Raw genomic sequence first — 21608 nt, 5'->3', positions numbered from 1 at the left:
AATCGCTGAAGTTATCAGCCTCGGGCAGCCGCAACCTTGTCGAGACCACGCTTCACACCGGCAAACAGCTCGTCCAGCTGTTCGGCCGTAATGATGAGCGGCGGGCAAAAGCAGATGGACTCGCCGATAGGCCGCGTGATGACACCCTCCTCCTCGATGGCCGCAGCAAGAGCCAGCGTCGTATCGCCGGGCTTCATGCCCTCCCATGGCTTCACCTCCAGCGCGCCGATCAGGCCGATACCGCGCGAGGAATGAATGAGCGTGTGATCGGCGAGCGCCTTAAGATGATCGATAAACTTGCCTTCCAGCCGGGCGACGTTACCGACCAGATCGCGCTCCTGAATGATCTTTAGGTTTTCCAGTCCCACAGCTGTTGCGACGGGATGGCCGGAGGCAGTGTAACCATGGCCGAAGGAGCCGATACGGTCGGATTCATCGGCAATCGGCTGGTAGAAATTGTCATTCATGATGATAGCCGAAAGCGGCATATAGGACGACGAAATCTGCTTGGAGACGACAAGCACATCCGGCTTGATGCCATAGGTCTCGCAGGCGAACATCTTGCCGGTTCGGCCGAAACCGCAGATCACCTCATCCACCACAAGCAAAATATCGTATTTCTTCAGGATCGCCTGTACGCCAGCCCAATAACCTTCCGGCGGCAAAAGAACGCCGCCGGCGCCCATTACCGGCTCGCCCCAGAAAGCGGCAATGGTTTCCGGGCCTTCGCGAAGAATCAAATCCTCCAGCTCTTTCAGGATACGCGCGGTGAAATCCGCCTCGCTTTCCCCTTCCTTTCCAAAATGCACATAGGAGGGGCAGGCCGTATGCAACATGCGGTCCAGCGGCAGGTCGAAGCTTTCATGGTTACGCGGCAGGCCGGTGATTGAGGCCGAGGCAATCGTCACACCATGATACCCCTTGATGCGGCCGATGATCTTCTTCTTGTCCCGTCTGCCCAGCGCGTTCGAGCGATACCAGACCATCTTGGCGACAAGATCGTTAGCCTCGGAGCCGGAGGAGGTGAAATGCACCTTGGACATCGGCACCGGTGAAAGCTCGATCAGCAGCTCGGCGAGATCAACCGACGGGCCGTGCGTCTTGTAGGAAAAGGTGTGGTAATAGGGCAGCTTCTGCATCTGCTTCGTCGCCGCGTCCACCAGCCGCTGTTCACCGAAGCCGAGCGCCACCGACCACAGCCCCGCCATCGCCTCGATATAGCGCTTGCCGCTGCTGTCGGTTACATAGATGCCTTCGCCGCTCTCGATCACCAGACCGCCGGTCTTTTCGAATTTGCGCAGATTGACGTTCGGATGCATCTGATAGGCGATATCGCGTGCCTCGAAGGAATTCGGCAGGATGGTCATCGATGAAGGCTCCATTTTCGGTTGATGCTCGGCGTGTCAGACGTGCTGGCCGCCATTGATGTGAATTTCCGCGCCGTTGATGTAGCTCGACTGTTCCGAGCACAGGAAATAGATGGTCTGCGCCACCTCGGCCGTGGTGCCGAGCCGCCCGAGCGGCACCTGGGCTTCCACCAGCTCGGCCGTTCCGGGGGAGAGGATGGCGGTGTTGATCTCGCCCGGCGCAATCGCATTGGCGCGCACGCCGCGCGGGCCGAACTCATGCGCAAGTTCCCGCGTCAGCGCCGCAAGCGCCGCCTTCGACGTGGCATAGGCCACGCCGGCAAAAGGATGCACCCGTGAGCCGACAATCGACGTGACGTTGACGATTGAGCCTTTTGCCGCTTCCAGTTCCGGCAAAAGCGCGCGGGCGAGCAACGCCGTCGAAACGAGATTGACGTTCAGCACCCGCGTCCAGATTTCCGCCGTCGTATCCATGACACCGAGACGGCTTCCGCCCTCGCCCTTCGGCGAAATTCCGGCATTGTTGACAAGCGCCGCAAGCTTTCCCTCCGGCAGGCGTGAACGCACCTCGTCCGCCAGATCGTCAATGCGGGACAGGTCCTCCAGATCGGCCTGAATATGGCTCTCCCGCGCCGACGGCCAACGGCATTCCTCGGAGAAGGGTTGCCGCGATACGGTGAGAATCCTCCAGCCCTTTTCCTGAAACAGCTTGACGGTGGCGTGCCCTATTCCGCGGCTTGCGCCGGTAAGAAGCATATAAGGAACAGCCATATGAGAACTCCTGTGCCATGCGGACCGTTGAGCCGGCCGCGCATTCAGCCCCGCATGTTAGAGCGCTGCCACCGGCTGACAAGGTCTTTTTTGTCGCGGCGCAGCGATGGCGGATCGGCGACGGGCTAATCCCATTTGATGCACGGCTTTCACCCGAAGGGAATATTTGAAGCCGACCGTTTACCCATAAAATGAAGCCTCCCGAATGTGTGATCAGTATTGGGAGGGGGACGAATGCGTATCGATATCATCGACACGGACGCCGGCTTCGAGGCGATCCGCGAAAACTGGGATGCGGTGTTCATGGCCGATCCCCATGCCCGGCATTTCCTCTCCTGGGGGTGGCTGAGGGACTACATGCCGCGCCGCAGGCGCTGGTTCATTCTTGCGCTGCGCGAACGGGCGGAAGGCTCGCCCTATGTTGCGTTTTTCCCGCTGCGCATCGTCACCGAACCGGACAAAAAAACCGGACGTTTCCACGACAGCATCGTCATGGCCGGCAATGCGGCGGCCGATTACACCGGTTTCATCACCCTGCCGGACTATGAAAATCACGCAGTCGCCGGTTTCTGTTCCTATATCCGCCAGCAAAACTGGACCGAGCTGAAGCTCGATTATCTTTCCGGCCCTCCGGAACGCCGCGACGCTATGATCCGGGCACTTCAGGGCCCGCTCGTCATGTTTCGCGACAACATGCCAACCAACCCCTACAACATCAACAATTGCATCTGCCCGGTGGTGACGCTGCCGGACACGTTCGACGGCTATCTCGACAGTCATATGAGCAGCCAGACCCGGCAGAAGCTGAGGCGTTTCCTGAGAAAAGTGGAAGGCGGCGACGAATATCGCATCACCTTTGCAACGAGGGAAACAATCAAGCGGGACATGGACATCCTGTTCGATTTCTGGCGCATCCGCTGGGCGCCGCACAAAGGCAAGGAACGCACGGAACTCCTGATCGGTGCGACACGGCAGATGCTGATGGACGTCTATATCCGTGGCGACCTGGAAGTGCCGGTGCTGTGGTTCGACGACCAGCCGCTCGGCGCGCTCGCCAATATCATCGACCGCCAGAAGAAATCGGTCCTGTTCTACATTACCGGCCGCGACGAGAACTGGAAGACCCCTTCCCCCGGGCTCGTGCTGCATGGCCATTGCATTCGCAGGGCAATCGAGCAGGGTTTCAAAACCTATGATTTCCTGCGCGGCAACGAGCCTTACAAATATTTCTTTGGGCCGGAGGAGCAGAAGCTGAGCTGCACGCTGTTCCGCACCCGCTCGGGCGAAAATCTCGGCGGCACGCTGCACCCGCGCAGCATCCGTTTTGTCTACGAACAGGCCCTCAAACTCTATAAGACCGGCCAGAAGGCGGCCGCCAATATTGCCTTCGCCCAGGTGCTGACTGCGGCACCGGACCATCTCGGCGCGCAATTCGGGCTCGCCAATCTGTTGTTCGACCGGGGTGAATTCCGCGAGGCCGAAATCGCCTTTCTCAGCCTTCTGGCCGCCGGGCAGGAACCCGTCGTCCTTTGGCTGCGTATCGGCGAGGCCCGGCTGGCGCAGCAGCACTACCACGAGGCGTCCGAGGCCTTCCGCCAGGTGACCAATCGCGCGCCCTTCCACCGGGAAGCGCTTTACAAATGCGCCGTGGCGCTGATTGCCGCCGAAAGAACGATGGAAGGTGCGGAAATCCTCGACAGGCTGCAGCACTATCATTCGGACGATGCGGCACATCTGGAATATGCGGAAAAGGCCCGTGCAGCCCTTGCCCGGCTGGAACTGGCAAAAGCCAAGGTTCCGCTGCCAGCCGATGTCGTCACGCTCGCCATCAAGCCGAAAGCGGCGGGCAAACGCTGGCACCCGCCAAAGGTTTTGCATTAAAGGCAACGCCCTGTAAGTTGCGGCAGGAAAAACCGGCCGGACGACTTACAAGGATTTTTGATGTTTCTGACCAACAAGGACATGCTCGATCTCATTGAGCTTCGCCATGATCTTCACCGTCATCCGGAAATCTCCGGCGAGGAGAAGGAAACGGCGCGGCGCATCCGCGCTTTCCTCGAGCAGGCGCAGCCCGACCGGCTTTTCGCCGATCTCGGCGGCCATGGCGTGGCTGCGGTCTATGACAGCGGTAAAAGCGGCCCGGCGATCCTCATCCGTTCGGAACTCGATGCCCTGCCCATTCACGAAAAGAGTGACGCCGAATACCGCTCCGGCACTGATGGCAAAGGCCATCTTTGCGGCCATGACGGCCACTCCACCATTCTGACGGCGCTGGCGCTCGGCCTTTCCCGGCAGCGGCCCGCGACAGGTCGCGTCATCCTTCTGTACCAGCCGGCGGAAGAAACCGGCGCGGGCGCCGCCGCCGTCCTCGCCGACCCGCGTTTTGGGCAGATAAAGCCGGATTATTCCTTTTCGCTCCATAACCTGCCCGGCCTGCCTTTCGGCCATGTCAGCGTGGTGGAAGGACCGGTCAACTGCGCGTCGCGCGGGGTCAAAATCCACCTTTCCGGCAAGACGGCGCATGCGTCTTCACCTGAACATGGCATTTCCCCGATGCGGGCAATATCCCGGCTGATGCCGGCCTTGGCCGAACTGGGCTCCGGTTTTCCGCCAGAGCCCGATTTTTCGATGGTGACGATCACCCATGCCGTAATGGGCGAAGCCGCCTTCGGAATTTCCCCGGCCGATGCTGAAATCTGGGCGACACTGCGGACACTGACCGACGACCGGATGGAAAGACTCTGCGAGGCTGCGGAAACTCTGGCTAAAAAGGTGGCGGACGAACAGCAGCTGACTCTCGACATCACCTATGACGATATTTTCCTGCATTGCGAAAATGCGCCTGACGCGGTCGGGCATATCCGGCGCGCGCTGGACGAGGAGAAAATCTCCCACGGTTCGGAGGGGCTGCCCATGCGGGCTTCGGAGGATTTCGGCCGCTTTCGCGCCGTTTCGTCATCGGCGATGTTCTTTCTCGGCGCAGGCCAAGACTATCCCAACCTGCACAATCCGGATTACGACTTTCCCGATGCGCTGATCGGCACCGGCGCGCGCATCTTCATGCGCATCATCCGCAACCTCACCGACGCGGGATAGCAGCGACTGCTGCTATATCCAGCCGCGATCAGCCGCCCGTCAGCCGCCCTGGGGACCGTTGCTCGGCCGGGCGGCGCGCACCGCAGCCAGCCCCCGGATGCCATCCTTGTTTCCGATAGCTGTAAGGCTTTCGAAAATCTGGGCGGCCTCACCATAACGGCGCATGGCGAGGTAGGAATAACCGCGCAGCACCATCAGGTCCGTGCGCTCATCCGCCAGCCGCGCCCGCTGGTCGAGCAGGAGAAGCGTTTCGGCATATCGCTTCGACCCGAATGCGGAGACCGCTCGATCGGCAAGGATCGAAACCTGCAGCTCCGTCGCGCGTGGGCGATCCATACGCGATTTCGTCGCCGAGACGGCTGCATGGTCCGTCAAGCCCATGCGCAGATAGGCAAGGCTCTGGCCGTAGGCTGCGTCGCTTTTGACATTGGATTGACCGCTTTCAATTGCGGATTCGAAAGCTTTCAGAGCCTCCGCCGGCCGGTTCGTCTCCATCAGGCACCAGCCGAGATCGAGCGCCTGCTGTGGCGGCAGACGTTGCGGATCGGGATAGGTCGCGCAGGAACGCGGGCGAGATGCGGCGCTGGTTTCCCTTTGCACCTGCACGGCGCGGCGCGCCTGCTTGCGCGAAGGCTCAGGCTGCTGGACGACAGGCGGGTTATAAACCACCGCCGTCTCACCCTGCGGTGCACTGGTCTGCACGGGCGGCGCCGTTACCTGTGCGACAACCGGCGGCGCGGTTATGGGAGCAACCGCCTGCCCGGGCTGGTCCACCATGCGCGCCGTTCCGACATCAGCGATACGTTGCGAACGGCCTCCCCATTGCTGCTGGATGCCACGCAGGCCGGCGAGATTGCGAAGATCGTGATAGCTGACCGCCATGCCGTAGGCTGACGGCTCATCATCGGGTTTCCAGCCAAGGGCCGTGCTGAACCATTGCAAAGCAAGCGGCGTCTGCCGGAAGGCAAGCGAATACCAGCCGAATTGCTGCGCCGTCGCCGCATCCTTCTGCGCCACCGTTTCGGCGGCGATACGTTGCAGCACCTCCGGCGGCAGGACGACCGGCGGCTCCAGCGCCAGAAGATTGGCCGTTGCGGCGAGATAGGTCGCAAGCGCATCGTCGGATGCCTTGCGCCATTTATACATGACGTCCTCGGCCTCACGCGGCTCGTTACGGTCGATCAGCGCCAGCGCCAGCCCCTGCGAAGCCGATGCGCTGTCTTCCTCTTCCCGCGCCTTGCGGAACCATTTTTCCGCCTCCGCCATGTTCTTCTGCCGGATATTGTACCAGCCGAGCAACAGGGCGTCGCTTGCAAGCTTGTCGGTCTCGGCAAGCCGCTGAAGCCGCATCACATAGGCCGAAGGAACGGCAATGCCCTCCTTCTCCCCTGCCTTGGCCACGAACTGGCGGGCGAGATCGTTCTTGACCGGTTCGAATTCCAGCTGACCATCGGCGCCCGGTTTTTCCTTGGCCAGCAGTTCGTCCATCATTTCCGCCGGCAAAAGCGCGGATGCCTTCTGCACGGTGGCGAGCCTGTCGCTGGCGACCGTGCAATTGTTGAGGATGTAGAGATAGGCGTCCCGCGCCCGTCCCATCCGGTCGGTATTGGCGAAGGCATCGGCAACCCGCCACAGCACATCGACCTCGCCGCATGTCAGCAGGCTGGGATTATTGGCGGCTGTATCCACCACTGTCGTATATTGCTTGAGATCGGAAGCATTGACGAGCCGTTGGCGCGCTTCGGCAAGGGAAAGCATGCCCGTCAGATTGTCGGGTGGCTGCCAGCCGGGCTCCGCCTGCTGGCGGTCGGCAATCGCCTTCCTCACTTCGGCATAACGGCCGTCGGTATAAAGCTGCCACATGGCGTCGAGCCGTGGATCGCCATTTTCGGGAATGGCGAGAGGATCGGCAGGCGGCGTCCAGTTGGGATATAGCGCGCGCAGGCGCGCGATTTCGGCCTGAAGACGCTGCGTATCGCCCCTCGCCGCGAAATAGCGCAACGCACTCAGATCGACCTCGGGCATATCAGCCGATGCAGGCTGGGTGGCGCGAGGGTCCGGCGCCTGCGCCGTCTGTGTTTGCAGCGCCTGCCCGCCAGCCTGTGTCACCGGCAAGGGGTCGGTCGCGGGCACCGTGACCGGCGGTGTCGCGGGCTGCGTTACCTGCGCCATTTCACGGTTCTTGACGAAAGCGTTGATCTGCGCCGGATTGGCCGCCGTCGGCAAAACACGCTGTACCGCCCGGTTGTCGCCGACCGCCGAGGTATGCACGTCCGACACCCGCCCCAGAATGTTATCGCGCCAGTGAAAGGCGGCGAGCGCTATCAGAAGCAGAATAAGAGCCGAGGTCGACAGTGGCTTGTTCATCGGCATTCCCCGTTATTCCTTGCCAGAAAGGACAATGCCAGAAGATGCAATGTGGAAGGATAATAAAGTGTTGGCTGGAAGTTTTTAAGTTCGGCGGAAACGGCCGGCCCGCCGCCGACACAGGCCGCGAGCGCCGGAATGATGCGATAGCCGGGATCGGACAGCACATCCTTGACCGCTCCGCTCTTCAGGTCGAAGGTTCCGGCAGCGCCGCTTTCCAGCGTCATGCCGCCTTTCAGCCGGGCGAGCAGCTCCGGCGACCCCATATTCGCCCTTGCGAGGTAAAGCGGTATGCGCACCGCATTATAGCCGAATTCCGGCGGGAAGCCCGATGCCGGCTGCGGCTTCGTCTTCACCGATACCCAGTCGGCCGGCAGTTTTCTCTCGCTGAAAGCGAATGTGCCCATCTGCGCCACACCGTCATCGGCAAGCGCTTTCCAAAGCGGCGATGGCGCAACAAGATTGAGCACCGGAAACGCCTCGAAAATCAGATAGGAAGGATTGACCACTGGCCCGTCCTCCCGGTCATCCTCGTCGAAACCGCTGGCCGCCGGCAGAAGCAGCGTTCGTCCGCCGCGTTGCACCACCGTCTTCTTGAGAATGGCGGATGCGATGGCCGCGGATGCTTCGGCATAATCCTGCCGGTTCCATTGCCCGGCCGCCAGCGCCAGCGCATAGGCGATCAGAATATCGCCATCCGTAGCGTTGTTGATATCGGTTACATGCGGTCTGGTGCGCGGATCCCATTTCCAGGCGGAAAGCCCGTCGTCACGCACCAAAAGCTCGGTGCGCGTGAAACTCCAGATCAGCTCGAAGTCGGACAGGTTGTCGGCAAGCACGGCAAGCCACATGCCGTAGCCCTGGCCTTCGCTATGGCTGATATTGCCGTTGCCGGTATCGATGACGCGGCCGCCGGGATCGAGAAACGCGCCTTTATAGGCAGACCACGCCTCCGGCGAAACCGAAGCGGCGCGGCTGACGGAAATACCTGCAATCACCGTCATCATGGACAGGAAGAAAATGCCGGCCAGTTTCGAGATCCCGTTCTTCATCGATGCCGTCCCATCATGCGCAGCATCGTGAAAGTGGCGAGGCCGAGGAGAGATACGAAGCCGATGAACGCCAGCGAATAGGAAAGAACGTTGGACGACAGCCAGTTGGCCGCGACCAGCCTCCAGTTGGAAAAGGAAAACGCCCGCGTGACGTAAAAATACGGCCGTTCCACCTCCACCGTTTCAAGTTTTTCGGCAGCGGCATCGTAAGCGGCAACACGTCCAGTGACACTGCGCCAGCGGTTTTCCCGCGTCATCGCCGCCATCCCGTCAAGAAGTTCCGCGGACGTTGGCGCAGTGGCAAGCGTCCACACCCCTTCGCCGGAGGGGCTCAGTCCCTGGGCCAGCATGAAGGAAACATTGCTTGGCGGCGCATAGAGCTGTTCGGCTGCCGGCAGGAAGCGTAGCGTATCCGAACTCAGGTCGAAATTCCGCTTCATCCATTCCTCGAGAGAAGACACCTGCCCCTCCCATACACCGCCGTCCACCCGCTCTCGCCAGTCGTTGAAAAGGGTTTCGCTGCTTTGGGCGGGCGGCTGGACGCCGGTTCCCATTTTCCAGGATATCTGGCTGGAGGGAACAAGATTGAACTGGCCGATCAATGCCTGCGGGAATTGCGAAATCGTGCCCACGAACAGCGCGTCGCGATCGCCGATCACCAGCGGCGAGGCGACAGTCTCGATGTCGATGGGATGCCCCGCCACGCTTGCCAGCCGGCTGATCAGCGTGGCTGCCGCAGACATGGTATCGGTGTCGAAACGGTCGAGCGACAGGGCAACAGGCGCTCCGCCGGTCCGATAGGGCTGTCCGGCCCCCGCCATCGCGGCAAGATCCGGCTTGCGGCCGATCTGCGCATAGTCCGGAATATGAAGTTCCGACGTGTCGAACAATGCAAAACGCGGCGTCGTGCTGGCAGGGGCGCCCGGCGCGCAGGCCTGATCCTGCGCCGTCATCAAAACTGCCTCGATGGTCACCTTGTTCGGCCCGGGCTTGAAATGACGCATCGTCACATTGATCGGCAGATGCCGGAAAATGCCGCCGCCATTGTTGGAAATCGGTACGGTCGAGGCGATCTGGTCATTGACGTAGATATCGACATGGCTGCCCGGCAATACCTGCGACGAATAGGCGGCATCGAGAAGAAGCGACGCCTCACCATAAGCGGACGCATAAAAATCGGCTGGCATGCCGACGTAAAATTCGTTGCGGAAACGCCGGCCGCCAAATTCGGTGCTTTCGAAACCAAGTTCGGAAAGCGCGATACGGCGATCCGACATGACGAGCGGCACATCCGGCGCATGCCAGCTTCGGGTCGAAAAAGTCGTTCTCTGCGCACCGGGTGTGCGCGATATCGACGAAAATAGCGTCTCAATTGCCGCCTGAACCGCCTGCGGGGTGGGGCCGCTGACGAAAAGCGGCGAAAGACCGCCCGGCGCGGCGGCGCCAAAGCCGGCAAAAGCCCCCGCCGAAGCCTCGGGTGGCAGCGTTCCGGCAATTCCGGCAATCTCGCGGGCCGTTCCGACGAAGACCGTCAGCGTGCCCGCCTTGCGTTCAGCGGAAGGAGCGGCCACGAAACGGATCGTCTGGTTCGGCATCTGGGTTCTGAGCGCCAGCGCCTGTGAAAGACGCAGGAGAGAATCCGCAAATGCCGGATTGCCGAGCGCCGGTGCGACAATCTCGATAGACGTCATCGCCTTGCCATCCGGCCCCGTTGCCTGAATATCGTCGATATTGGCAAAGCTTCCGGCGACATCCGCATTAAAGCCGATATAGGTATTGGCAGGGTCTACATCGGTCCACAGATCGTAGGTGGACTGGATCGTGCAATCGGTTCTGTGGCGCTGCTGCACGCCCAGTCTCACGACATTTGAGCCGACCTGCAAGACGCCGGGCGGTATCTTCAAGGAGACATTGCCCTCGCTGTCGGGCGCTTCGATACGCGCCGGATCCAGCGCGACATTGTTCAGGCTGACCTGAAAATTCGAGCTTTCCGGCGCGACCACGATGGCGTTTTGATACCCGATATTGAGCGAAACGGCGGCGTTTACCTGCTCCGGCGTCAGATAGATGCTCCATTGCCGCCGGTCCATCTCCCCGGAAAGACTGAGCTTTTCATAGGGCAGAATGTATCGGCGGCGGCTGTCGGCATTGAGCGACGGGGCCGTTGCAGGAACAGGTCTTGCGCCTTCCTGACGCGGAGGAGCCGCAACCAGCGGCGGCAACGGAACGGCTGGGCGCTGTTGCGACTGCGGCGCGGGCTGAACCGCAAATGGCGGCGAGGCGGATGGCTGAGACGGCGTCTGGGCCGGAATTTGGGCCGGAATCTGGGCAGGTGGCTGCTGACGCGGCGCGGCAGGCGCGACGGCGGACGGCGGCACGGGTGTCGGAGCCGTCTGGGCGGGCCGTTCCGGCGACATGTCGAAGGGCGAGGACTGCGCCATCGCGCCCGTGGCGACGGCCCCCCATACCAACATTGCCAGAGAATCCCGGATGGGTTTACGGCCGATCATTTTACCGCTCCGACAGGTTTGGCGTCTCTGGGAGCAGGCCGAAGCGTTCGGACCAGATAATAAAGGCCGCGCTGCGTCTGGAAGAGCGATATGGCGAGGAAGATGGCCGTACCACGGATAAGGCCGGGGTTCTTGCGGCGCACCCGCTGGAATTCGCTCCATTGTTCCGAATTGGCGAAGATCAGGTCCGCAATCAGGCGGTGATCGACGGCGCGTTGCGGCGAGAAGGTACAGCCGATCGAGACGAAACCCTCGCCCTTCACCGTTCGCACCACGTTGACAGGCATAGTTTCCGGCACGCCCTCGCTGTGCGGCTTGACCTTCACGATGGCCGTCGCGCCTTTTTCGATGGTTGTCGCGCTGTCGAAGAGATTGATCAGCAGGCCATGCACCGAGACGTTATCGATGGAAGCCGGCACCCAGGCGTCGCTACCCTCGAGCTTGACTTCGCAACGCCGTTTGACCGTGATGCGCCGCGACGCGGACTTGTCGCCACGCTCGGAAACGACACCGAGCGCGCAGCCCGCAAAGATGAGATTGAGCAGGTTCCAGCCGCCGACCACAAGCGTGACATCCGCCTTGTAAGGCTCGCTGTAGATGCGCCAGGCGGCAAAGGCCATCGCCACCAGCAGCAGCGCGAAAATGACGAAGAACGGCCGGCTGATTTCCGAAAGCCGCGCCTCGGCAATGGATTCATCCTTCGCCGTCACCTTGAAGGTGGGCTTGCCGGGATTGAAAATCACCGAAACGACGGCGGGCAGGAGGTGAACCGTCTGCACATATTCGTAAAGTTCCGAAATCCACGGCCAGCGGAAGCTGCCATAGAGATAGTTCTGCATCATCAGGTTCACGAGCATATAGGCAGCCGTATAGGCCAAAAACTCGCCGCCCGAGGCCACGAAAATCTGAAGATCGAAGAACAGGTAGAACAGTGGTGCGAACAGGAAGATGGTGCGCGGAAACGGAAACAGCCAGAACAGCGTCGATGACATGTAGCAGAGACGCTGCGTAAACGAGAGACCGCGCCGAAAAAGGGGCTGGCGGAAGATCAGGATCTGCATCATGCCCTGCGCCCAGCGGCTGCGCTGGCCGATGAAGCTTGCGAAGGTGGCAGGCTGCAACCCGGCGATCAGCGGCTTGTCGACATAGATACTGTTCCAGCCGCGCGAATGCAGCGCCAGCGCCGTTTCGCAATCTTCCGTGATGCTGACGCCACTGAAACCTTCGGTATCCTGCAATGCCTCACGCCGCAGCACGGCGGCCGAACCGCAGAAGAATGCACCGTTCCACTTGTCGAGGCCGCGCTGGATGATGCCGTAAAACATCTCGTTTTCGCTCGGCATCGTCTCGAAGGTGCGCAGATTGCGCTCGATGGGATCCGGATTGACGAAGAAATGCGGTGTCTGCACCAAAAAGAGCCGCGGATCCTCTTCGAAATAACCAACCGTTTCCAGAAGGAAGTCGCGGGCGGGCGCGTGGTCGGCGTCGAACACGGTCACGAGCTCGCCGGTCGAATGGGCAAGACCGTTATTGAGATTTCCGGCCTTGGCGTGGACGTTGCGCTCGCGCGTCAGATAGCGCACGTCGAGGTCCTCGCAGAGCTTCTTCAACTCCTCGTGGCGGCGCTGCGCCGCCTGCGCCTCGACGATATTGCTGGCGTTGCGCTTCTGCACCGAGCCGCCATCGTCCAGCAGCCAGACGGTGAACCGGTCGGCCGGATAATCCATGTTCTTGGCCGCTGCGAGCGTATTGGCGAGAAGCTCAGCGTCCTCGTTATAGCTCGGCACGAAGACATCGACCGTCGGCCGGTAATCGGGTGAACCGGGCCTCGTCTTGCGCGACGGCAGCGGCATCGACACGATGACGAGACTGAGCGCCAGCATCACAACGCTGTACATTTCCGCCAGATAGAGCAGAAAACCGGGAATGAAGTTCTCGAGCTGGTTGACGGGCGGCAACGTGCTGGTGGTGCGCCAGTAGACATAGCGCAGCACGATGGCCGTGCCGAAACCGAGCGCTACCAGACGCCAGGCCCCCTGCCCATTGAAGCTCTTGATCGTCGCCAGCAGGATGAGCGAAATCGCCGTGGCGACCAGATGCGTCTGCAGGCTGACCGGCATCGTGACGATGGCCAGAACGCAAAGCGACACAAGTAACCAGACAATGATTGTGATGGCCTTGCTCATCCAGAAACTTTCCGTTGTCTTCCCCACCCGGAATTTCGGTCCGGAATTTTTGCGATCTGCGCCTTGGCGTGCTCTTTCCCGCTGGTTCCGGCAATCACCTGCATCCTGACGCCACCCCCGAACCGGACAGACATGCGGGCGACGGAATGGAGACCTGCGGGACCTGCGACGGTTGCCGGCCGCTATCTGCCGGCACACCATCCAGGCGCCTGCCCGCCACCGTGGGCCTTGCAGGCTGGAGGGGTGCGCCAGCCGATGCGGGCGACGGGATACTGACTGCAGCAACGGGTGGAAGCGGCTGCGGTTCCGGCTGGGCGGGCGGCGCAACGGCAGCCGTGCGACGAACGGGCCGGGGCGGCACGCTCGCGGTCACCTCGCTGCCGGGCCGCATCGGCACCTCATCCGCTTTTATGGGATAGACCGGATGGCCCGGACGCCCGAGATTTTTATCCACCGCCTGCGGCGTGCCGTAAGGGTTCCAGCTGGGCGAGGCATAGGTGCCGGTGATCGTGTAATTATACATGACCGCCAGCAGCCGCTCGACGCTGGCGCCCGACTGGCAAAGGCGCAGCCGCACCTTGATGCGCCCGAGATTTCGGAAATCCTGCCGCATGCTTTCCGGCGAGCGTATGTCCTGCCAGCCATAAAGGCAGGTATCATCGCCACGGCCGCTGCCGGCGGCATAGGAGAACGCGCCATAACCGTTCTGCAGGTAATTTGCCGACATGGCGATATTTTCGCCCGGAAACTCGGCGCGGATTTCCCGCGCGACGGAAGATGCCCTGAAACCGGAAAAAGCCAAAGCGTCGCCATCGGTATCGCCGGCCTGTTGCGGGCCGAAAAACTCCGCCTTGATGTAGTTCTGCCCGGGGGTGGTGGCCTCGGAGCGCAAGATGACCTGCTGCGCCACGGCATTGGAATAGGTGCGGTTGACCACGGTCACGATTTCAGGACCACCGGGCGGCGGGAAAACCAGCGCCTCGGAAGGAGACAGCATCTGGGATCCCCCGAAGGACCGAACGCCCGCGGGAGTATTGCAGCCCGACAGAACCGCAATGGAGAACAGCAATAAAGTATAGGCAGAAAAATTCACTGCCTTACGCCCCTTTATTTCCCCAACGCCGCCCAGGTTACAAGGAGACCGAATCACTAATGAGCAGACCATTGTTACGAAATACGTGAGGACTACGAATAAGCAATCTCAAATTTGCGTTGTAATTTCTGACACTTTATGGCTGGCGAATCGCCATTGCCGCCCATGTTCGCCACGGAACAAGGTGGAACCAATCGCGCTGCCGGGGGTTGGCTTTCTGTCAGGTCGATAATTTTACGGTTGCAGCGCAATATGTCCCATGGTCTACTTGCCTGCATAATGACGTATTTTTATTGGTCCGCTTTTTATTCAACTGTAAAAACAGAGAGTTGACGCATGACATTGCAATTTCCGAGCATCGCGCAGACGCTTGCCGAAGAGATCGGAAGATTACGCAAATGGCTGGATGAGGACGCCCTGCCCCTGTGGTGGGAGGCGGGTTCGGCGCGGCCGGATGGCGGCTTTTACGAACGTCTCGGCCAGGATGCGAAACCGGTTTTTTCCGATGACCGCCGCGCCCGCGTGCAGCCGCGCCAGGCCTATTGTTTCGCCGCCGCCGGCCAGCATGGCTGGCAGGGACCGTGGAAGGACGCGCTCCTGCACGGGCTTTCCTGGTTCGAGAAGGTCTATCGCCTTGAAAACGGCCTTTACGGCAACCTTGCCGACCAGACGGGCCGGCTAATCGATCCCTCCTTCGATCTCTACAATCAGGCCTTTGCGCTGTTTGCCGCCGCACAGGCGGCTGCAAGCCTTCCCGAGCGCCGGGACGAGATGCGCGGCCGGGCGCTCGATATCCTTGCCATCCTCGAACGCGACTACAGACATCCGGTCGCCGGCTTCGAGGAAGCGAACCCGCCGCGCACCCCGCTCTGCTCCAATCCGCACATGCATCTCTTCGAGGCGATGCTGGCCTGGGAGGTGCAGGACCCGGACGGCCCGTGGTCGGCGCTGGCCGACGAGATCGCCGATCTTGCGCTTAACCGCTTCATCGATGGCGGCAATGGCGGCTTGCGCGAATTCTTCGCCCATGACTGGACACCGCATGACAGCGACAAAGGCCGGATCATGGAACCCGGCCACCAGTTCGAATGGGCGTGGCTTCTGGTGCGCTGGGGCAGCCTGCGTGGAAACGACGAAGCGATCAGCAAGGCAAAACGCCTGTTCGAGATCGGCGAGGCCTACGGCATCTGCCCGCGCCGCAAGGTGGCGATCATGAGCCTCTACGACGATTTTTCGGTGCATGACGCACTGGCGCGGTTATGGCCGCAGACGGAATGGCTGAAGGCTTCGGTGCGGCTTGCGAGCGTCACGGGCGGTGAGGAGCGTCAGCGTTACCTCGCCTCCGGTCTCAGCGCCATCGGCGCGCTGCAGCCTTTCCTCGACACGCCGGTCAAGGGCCTGTGGTTCGACAAATGGCCGGCCGACAGGCCGATGCTCGACGAGCCGGCGCCGGCAAGCACGTTTTATCACATCGTCTGCGCCATATATGAGGCAGAGGCGGTGCTGGCGACGGCTAGCTAATATTGGACCACCGGACGAGCGGCATCGCCGCTCGCCGGTTTGGGCGTAGATCAGACCTTGGCCGGGCGCACGACGCGCCAGTCCGGTCTGCCGAGATTGTGCGGCCAGGGGTGAACATCCTTGTCGTTAAAATAGACGACCTCTTCCAGCTTCGGAAAATCCGCCTGTTTCAGCGTCACATCATTCATCCACGGACGAACATAGGAATCGCCGCCTTCATAACCCAGTTCGGCAACCCAGACCGGCTTGTTGAAGGTTTCGACAAGTCCATAGCCCTTGCGCAGCAGATCAGTGAAGGTCTTCGGTCCGCCATATTCGATCTTGTCGTACTCCTCGAGACCGAAAACCGAGAGGCCCACCAGATCGGCGTAGCTGTCACCTGGGTAGTAGGCCTGCAGACCGTCCAGACCTTTCGGTGACCACATCACCTTGACACTGGGAACCGCCTTGCGGGTCATATCCACCATGCGTTTATACGCCGTGATGTAATCACGCGGGTTCCAGCCCGACCACGAGAAGCGGCCGGACGTGTCTTCCATTTCCTGTCCCCAGCGCAGGATCAGCGGACTTTTCATCGCCGACATGCGTGCGGCGATCGCCTGCATGTTCTGGTCATAGTCGCCTCTCATCACCTTGCGGCGCAACTCGTCGGAGGTGAGCCGCCAGTTAACGTCCCAGGACCAGGGTTCTACGGTGATCAGCACGTTGCGCTTGCGCTCCAGAGCGTAGGCATCCGCAAGTGCGAGACTGTCGAGATCCACGTCCTCCCAGGGCAGGAACAGATGTTCCGTCGCCACCCCGGTCTGGGCCGTGAAATCGCCGTGCGGATCGTAGGCACCGAAACGGATGCCGTCCGCATGCAATGTCGGTCTTTTGTCGGCAAGTGTCTTCATGCCCGTCGACGTCATGGGGGCGACACCCTGCGCGTCGAGCTTGAGCACCGGATACATGCCGGCGGTAAAGGCTGCGGCGGCACCACCTGCGAACAGAAGTTTTCTTCTTGTTATCTGCATGACACCTTACTCCCTACCTTGTTGCCGTCATCGCCTTGTCGTAGGCGGCGATCTGCGGCGTGACATCGTCCTTGCGGACGAGCTTGAGGAATTCATCGCCAGGGCGTGGCGGGTTGTGCCGGAACACGTACCATGGCCCGCCCTGCTTGCGCTGGTAGAGCACCTTGCCAATGCGACCGTGGTCGAAGCAGGTATCGGCCTTGCCGTTTCCTGCCGCGCTTTTCCAGGTGGCGCGCATGCACAGGGTGCCGTTGGCATCGACGGTCCAGCGGCCTTCACCGATGGACTTCTTGCCCTTTTCTTCCGTTGCGGCGATGAATTTGCGGTCTTGGGCGATGAAGCGTCCACCGCCCGTTTCCCATTTCCAGGTCTTGTCGAAGTACATGTCCACGACTTCGCTGGTTCTGAGCGGTTTCGGCGTCTTCGTGCCGCCTGCAGCGTGGACCGCGCTTGGCACGACCACTGCAAGACAGAGTACGAAAGCGGAGAATCCGCATTTGCTTATTGTTGTTTTCATCACAGCCTCCTCCTTCATTGTCCGACCCTATTGTCGGCCAGCATGATCTCTCCGGTCGCCACCGCCGGCGGCGGCGCCACGATGGGTTCCGCCTGCATTTCCTGCGGTCCGCGCAGTCCCGGTACGGTAATGCGCAGTTTCAGACGCACCGATCTCGCACCTTCCACGCCCGCACCGGCGACCGTGAACCGCGTTTCGGTAAAACTGACATAGGGCTGCCCGTGCGACAGGGCCTCCAGCCCGCCGATCGCATGGGAGCTGAGCTGTACGGCACTGCCCGCCACCAGCAGCAATGAACAGGCGGCGGCAGTCGCTCCCCCGCGCAATGCCGGCAGCTTTGGCAAGCCGTTTTCCATCGCATGGCGGATGAGCAGAAACACCGAAAGGCCCGCATAGATCGCCACATTGATGGCGGCGAAGACGAAGAAGCCCTCCGCCCCGTTTTCCCGCGGCGCCAGAACCATGGCCACGAGGCTGAGCGCCGCCAGAAGAATGTAGGGTGCCACGACCCTCAGCGGCAGCGGCGGTTTTGCCTGCGTGCCCTTGGGGGTGATGCGGAAATCGACGAAATCGCCACGGATCGTGTCGCGTATCGCTGCCAGCACGCCCATCAGCGACCAGGGCCAGCGCAGGAACAGAAATACCATGGCCTCCCAGCTGAAGAGCTTCGCATCATGCGGACGGAACGCGCCCGTTGCCCGCCAGAAGAAGGCAAACACGATCATGATCAGCGAAACCGGCAGGAAATGCGCCAGAAATGCCGGATAGGATGCGTTGACCAGCACATCGCCGCGCATCAACGCAACGGCGGGAAGCACGAACATCAGCGCCATGAAGCCGGAAAACAGCGGATACCAGAGCTGCGAAAACAGGAACTGGAACTTCAGCCGCGGCGGCAGCTTCGGCACATAGTGCCTTGAATATTGCAGCAGAATGGTCATCAGGCTGCGCGACCACTGGAATTCCTGCACGATGAGATCGGCAAAGGTCACCGGCCCGTCGCCATGGGCGATGGCGTTGACGGCGTGAACGCCGCGCCAGCCGCCGGCATTCATCAAAAGCGTGGTGGAATGATCCTCGGCAAGCTCCGGCCCAAGGCCGCCGACCTCCCGCAGGGCTTTCGTGCGCACGGCATAATGAGAACCGATGCAGAGCGGCGCCCAGCCATTATTGTAACCCAGTTGCAGCGCGCCATGCAGGCTCGCCTCGGCATAAAGCCTGCCGCGCGCGGCCCAGCTTTCACCGGCATTGGCGTCGCAGATGCTCGGGGCCGAAACATATCCAACCTTCTGATCGGCAAAGGGACGAATGATCTCGCGCAGATAATCCGGTTCCGGAACATGATCCGCATCGAACTGGGCGACGAAATCATAACGCTCGTAACCGTAGTGATCGTAGAAATAAGCGAGATTGCCTTCCTTGCAGCGTGTGCGCCGCGGCCAGGTCTTGCGATGATACTCCGCAACGCCCTGTCGGGTGGAAACGAAAACGCCATGCGCGCCACACCATTTCAGCGTTTCCGCATCCGGAGCCTCATCCGCGAGCCAGACATCGAATTCCAGGCCCTTCTGTTCGAGCATGGCCAGCAGCGTCTTCTGCACCACCGCGAAAGGTTCCGACGGCGCCTTGGTGACGACCATCGCCACCCTGCCCCGTGGCAGAGGGGAGCGCCGGTCGACAACCTTCGCGTTCAGAAAGATGAAGATGAAATAGGATGGCAGAAGCGTGATCCACGCGAGCGTTATCGTCACGACGGTATAATAGGGCCAGTCGATGACGCGATCGCGATCGAGCCACCAGATCCAGAAATAGGCGAGCGTCACCAGCCAGCCGCCAATGCCGAGAAGATAGGCCGTGCGGTTCCAGCCGGCAAAGACCGGCAGCATTCGCAAGTCACTGGCGACTGCAACCGCACTGGCCGATGGAACGGAAGGGGTGGAATGGGCTTTCATGACCGCACCTCCAGTCCGAAACCGGGACCTGCCGTCCGGATGATGGTGTCGATATCCGAACGCTTCGGGGTAAAACCGAGCGTTTCTTCCGCACGTTTGATATCTGCGAACAGGGCTGGCGGATCTCCGGCGCGCCTTGCGCCGAAATGCACCGGAACTTCCTGCCCCGTTACGCGATGGATCGCCCGGATGATATCGCCGACCGATGTACCGTGACCGGAACCGAGATTGACGCGCAGCGTCTCTCCGCCCTCGGCAAGATAATTGACGGCAGCCACATGGGCATCGGCCAGATCGCTGACATGGATGTAATCGCGAATGCAGGTGCCGTCGCTGGTGTCGTAATCCGCCCCGAAGACATCCAGTTGCGGAAGCCTTGCGGCAGCCGCCATCAGTGCCCGCGGGATCAGATGGGTTTCAGGTTCATGGCGCTCGTAAAGCTCACCGTCCGGGTCGGCCCCGGCGGCATTGAAATAACGCAGCGCCACGAAACGCAAACCGTAGGCAGCGGCATAATCCTCCAGCGCCATTTCGAAGATCAGCTTCGTGCGCCCGTAAGGATTGACCGGCATTTGAGCCGTTTCCTCACGGATGGGCAATTGCGGCGGTACACCATAGGTGGCGCAGCTTGAAGAAAACACCAGCCCGCCGATATTCTGGTCGAGACAGGCATCCAGCAGCGCAAGACTGCCGCCGACATTGTTGCGGTAATATTTGCGTGGATCCTCGACGGACTCACCGACATAGGCATTGGCGGCGCAATGGATGACGAAGGCCGGCGAGAACTCCTTGAGCGAGGCTTTCAAAAGGCCACGATCCAGAATGTCGCCCTCGATGAAGGGACCCCAGCGAACCGAATCCGCGTGACCCGTCGAGAGATTATCGTAAGCGATAGGCTTGAAGCCGGATTGGGCCAGCGCCTTGCAGATGTGGCTGCCTATGAATCCGGCCCCGCCCGTGACGAGGATTGTGCGGGGCATCTCATACGGCCTCCGCCACAGCCTTGCCGGCCAGCAATGCATCGAAATAGACGATGGTTTTTTCCAGGCCGATTTCGAGCGGCACGCGCGGCTGCCATCTCAACAGTTCGTTTGCCCGCGAAATATCGGGGCGGCGCTGCTGCGGATCGTCGATCGCGGCGGGCAGATGCACGATGCGCGAACGGGAACCCGTCATGCGGACGACGATATCGGCGAGCTGCCGCACCGGAATTTCGCTCGGGTTGCCGAGATTGATCGGCCCGGTGCAATCCTTCGGCTTGGTCGAAAAGCGCAGGAAACCGTCGATCAGGTCATCGACATAGCAGAAGGAACGGGTCTGGCTGCCATCGCCGTAAATGGTGATGTCGGTGCCCTTCAGCGCCTGGACGATGAAGTTCGAAACCACACGCCCGTCATCGGGTCGCATGCGCGGCCCATAGGTGTTGAAGATGCGTCCCACCTTGATATCGACACCGAAACTACGGTGGTAATCGAAAAACAGCGTTTCGGCGCTGCGCTTCCCTTCATCGTAACAAGCTCGCGGCCCGATTGTATTTACATTGCCGAAATAGGTTTCCGGCTGCGGATTGACGTGCGGATCGCCATAGACTTCCGATGTCGACGACTGCACGACGGTTGCACCACATCTGCGCGCCACTTCCAGCACATTGACCGCACCAAGGACATTGGTGAGCAGCGTGCCGACCGGATCGCGCTGATAGTCGGGCGGTGAAGCCGGCGAAGCGAAGTTGAAGATCAGCGAGACATCGATGTCATACGGTTTGCGCACATCGTGCTCGACCAGCAAAAACCGCTTATTGTCCCGCAAATGCGCCACATTCGCGGTGCGTCCGGTCGAAAGATCGTCGAGACAGATCACCTCGTGGCCGCAGCTCAACAGGCGTTCGCAAAGATGGGAACCGAGAAAACCGGCGCCGCCATTGACGAGAACGCGTTGGCCAGGTCTCCATTCGGAGTAGATGGTGACGCCGTTGTCGTGTTCGTTGGGAACGAAATTACGCATTACACACTCCTCCCCATGAGGAATCAGCGCAGCTGATTCATCTAAACTGGATCAAACTCCCGATTGTACGATATCCTGAATATCATCCTCCGGTTTTTACTTCTTCTGGAGGTTTAATATTTCGGTCAGATAAATTTCAACTTTCATGATAGGCGCAGA

General features: G+C 60.8%; 15 protein-coding genes. 3 read left to right on the top strand and 12 right to left on the bottom strand.

Features of this window, described 5'->3' with window-relative positions:
* Nucleotides 1-14 precede the first annotated feature (14 nt).
* Nucleotides 15-1367, bottom strand: coding sequence for an aspartate aminotransferase family protein (locus tag BTE54_RS11665; protein WP_078052550.1), 1353 nt, complete (start codon nt 1365-1367; stop codon nt 15-17).
* A 36-nt stretch (nt 1368-1403) separates the two neighbouring features.
* Nucleotides 1404-2138: an SDR family oxidoreductase gene (locus BTE54_RS11660; RefSeq protein WP_065655602.1), complete on the bottom strand. Its 735-nt coding sequence runs from the start codon at nt 2136-2138 to the stop codon at nt 1404-1406.
* A 234-nt stretch (nt 2139-2372) separates the two neighbouring features.
* On the opposite strand from BTE54_RS11660, the gene BTE54_RS11655 reads away from it, so the two are divergent.
* Together BTE54_RS11655 and BTE54_RS11650 are read left to right on the top strand one after the other, a co-directional pair.
* On the top strand, nt 2373-4019 hold the full coding sequence (locus tag BTE54_RS11655) for a GNAT family N-acetyltransferase (RefSeq protein ID WP_078052549.1): 1647 nt from the start codon (nt 2373-2375) through the stop codon (nt 4017-4019).
* A gap of 60 nt (nt 4020-4079) precedes the next feature.
* Nucleotides 4080-5234, top strand: coding sequence for an amidohydrolase (locus BTE54_RS11650; RefSeq protein ID WP_078052548.1), 1155 nt, complete (start codon nt 4080-4082; stop codon nt 5232-5234).
* Nucleotides 5235-5273: 39 nt separating this feature from the next.
* Here the strand turns inward: BTE54_RS11650 and BTE54_RS11645 are convergent, their stop codons facing one another.
* The 5 genes from BTE54_RS11645 to bcsN form a co-directional block, all read right to left on the bottom strand.
* Complete coding sequence (locus tag BTE54_RS11645; protein WP_198939134.1) at nt 5274-7607, bottom strand: cellulose synthase; 2334 nt, start codon at nt 7605-7607, stop codon at nt 5274-5276.
* Nucleotides 7598-8653 carry a glycosyl hydrolase family 8 gene (locus BTE54_RS11640; protein ID WP_078052547.1) on the bottom strand — a complete coding sequence of 352 codons (1056 nt, stop codon included), beginning with the start codon at nt 8651-8653 and terminating at the stop codon, nt 7598-7600. The genes BTE54_RS11645 and BTE54_RS11640 overlap by 10 nt, the downstream gene beginning before the upstream one ends.
* The gene (locus BTE54_RS11635) at nt 8650-11163 is read right to left on the bottom strand and encodes a cellulose biosynthesis cyclic di-GMP-binding regulatory protein BcsB (RefSeq protein WP_078052546.1); all 2514 of its coding nucleotides are present in this window, start codon (nt 11161-11163) and stop codon (nt 8650-8652) included. The genes BTE54_RS11640 and BTE54_RS11635 overlap by 4 nt, the downstream gene beginning before the upstream one ends.
* The gene (gene bcsA / locus BTE54_RS11630) at nt 11160-13349 is read right to left on the bottom strand and encodes a UDP-forming cellulose synthase catalytic subunit (RefSeq protein WP_065655596.1); all 2190 of its coding nucleotides are present in this window, start codon (nt 13347-13349) and stop codon (nt 11160-11162) included. Before bcsA ends, BTE54_RS11635 begins: the two co-directional genes overlap by 4 nt.
* A 94-nt stretch (nt 13350-13443) precedes the next feature.
* Nucleotides 13444-14346, bottom strand: a complete 903-nt coding sequence (gene bcsN, locus BTE54_RS11625; protein ID WP_078052597.1) for a cellulose biosynthesis protein BcsN — start codon at nt 14344-14346, stop codon at nt 13444-13446.
* A gap of 432 nt (nt 14347-14778) precedes the next feature.
* On the opposite strand from bcsN, the gene BTE54_RS11620 reads away from it, so the two are divergent.
* The gene (locus tag BTE54_RS11620) at nt 14779-15963 is read left to right on the top strand and encodes an AGE family epimerase/isomerase (RefSeq protein ID WP_078052545.1); all 1185 of its coding nucleotides are present in this window, start codon (nt 14779-14781) and stop codon (nt 15961-15963) included.
* 50 nt (nt 15964-16013) lie between these two features.
* Here the strand turns inward: BTE54_RS11620 and BTE54_RS11615 are convergent, their stop codons facing one another.
* From BTE54_RS11615 to BTE54_RS11595, 5 genes are read right to left on the bottom strand one after another with little or no spacing between them, the layout of a single operon-like run.
* Entirely contained in the window at nt 16014-16976 is a 963-nt protein-coding gene (locus BTE54_RS11615) for a glycoside hydrolase family 26 protein (protein ID WP_065656277.1), read from the bottom strand.
* 13 nt (nt 16977-16989) lie between these two features.
* Complete coding sequence (locus BTE54_RS11610; RefSeq protein WP_003523821.1) at nt 16990-17493, bottom strand: DUF995 domain-containing protein; 504 nt, start codon at nt 17491-17493, stop codon at nt 16990-16992.
* A 14-nt stretch (nt 17494-17507) separates the two neighbouring features.
* Nucleotides 17508-19445 (bottom strand): glycosyltransferase family 2 protein, encoded by a 1938-nt coding sequence (locus BTE54_RS11605; RefSeq protein WP_078052544.1) that lies wholly within the window; start codon nt 19443-19445, stop codon nt 17508-17510.
* Nucleotides 19442-20425 carry a UDP-glucose 4-epimerase GalE gene (galE, locus tag BTE54_RS11600; RefSeq protein ID WP_078052543.1) on the bottom strand — a complete coding sequence of 328 codons (984 nt, stop codon included), beginning with the start codon at nt 20423-20425 and terminating at the stop codon, nt 19442-19444. The genes BTE54_RS11605 and galE overlap by 4 nt, the downstream gene beginning before the upstream one ends.
* Nucleotide 20426: 1 nt before the next feature.
* Nucleotides 20427-21449, bottom strand: coding sequence for a UDP-glucuronic acid decarboxylase family protein (locus tag BTE54_RS11595; protein ID WP_078052542.1), 1023 nt, complete (start codon nt 21447-21449; stop codon nt 20427-20429).
* Between the last annotated feature and the right edge of the window lie 159 nt (nt 21450-21608).

The organism is Agrobacterium sp. YIC 4121, from assembly GCF_002008205.1.
Lineage (GTDB): Bacteria > Pseudomonadota > Alphaproteobacteria > Rhizobiales > Rhizobiaceae > Agrobacterium > Agrobacterium leguminum.
This window is presented reverse-complemented; position numbering and strand designations above follow the sequence as displayed.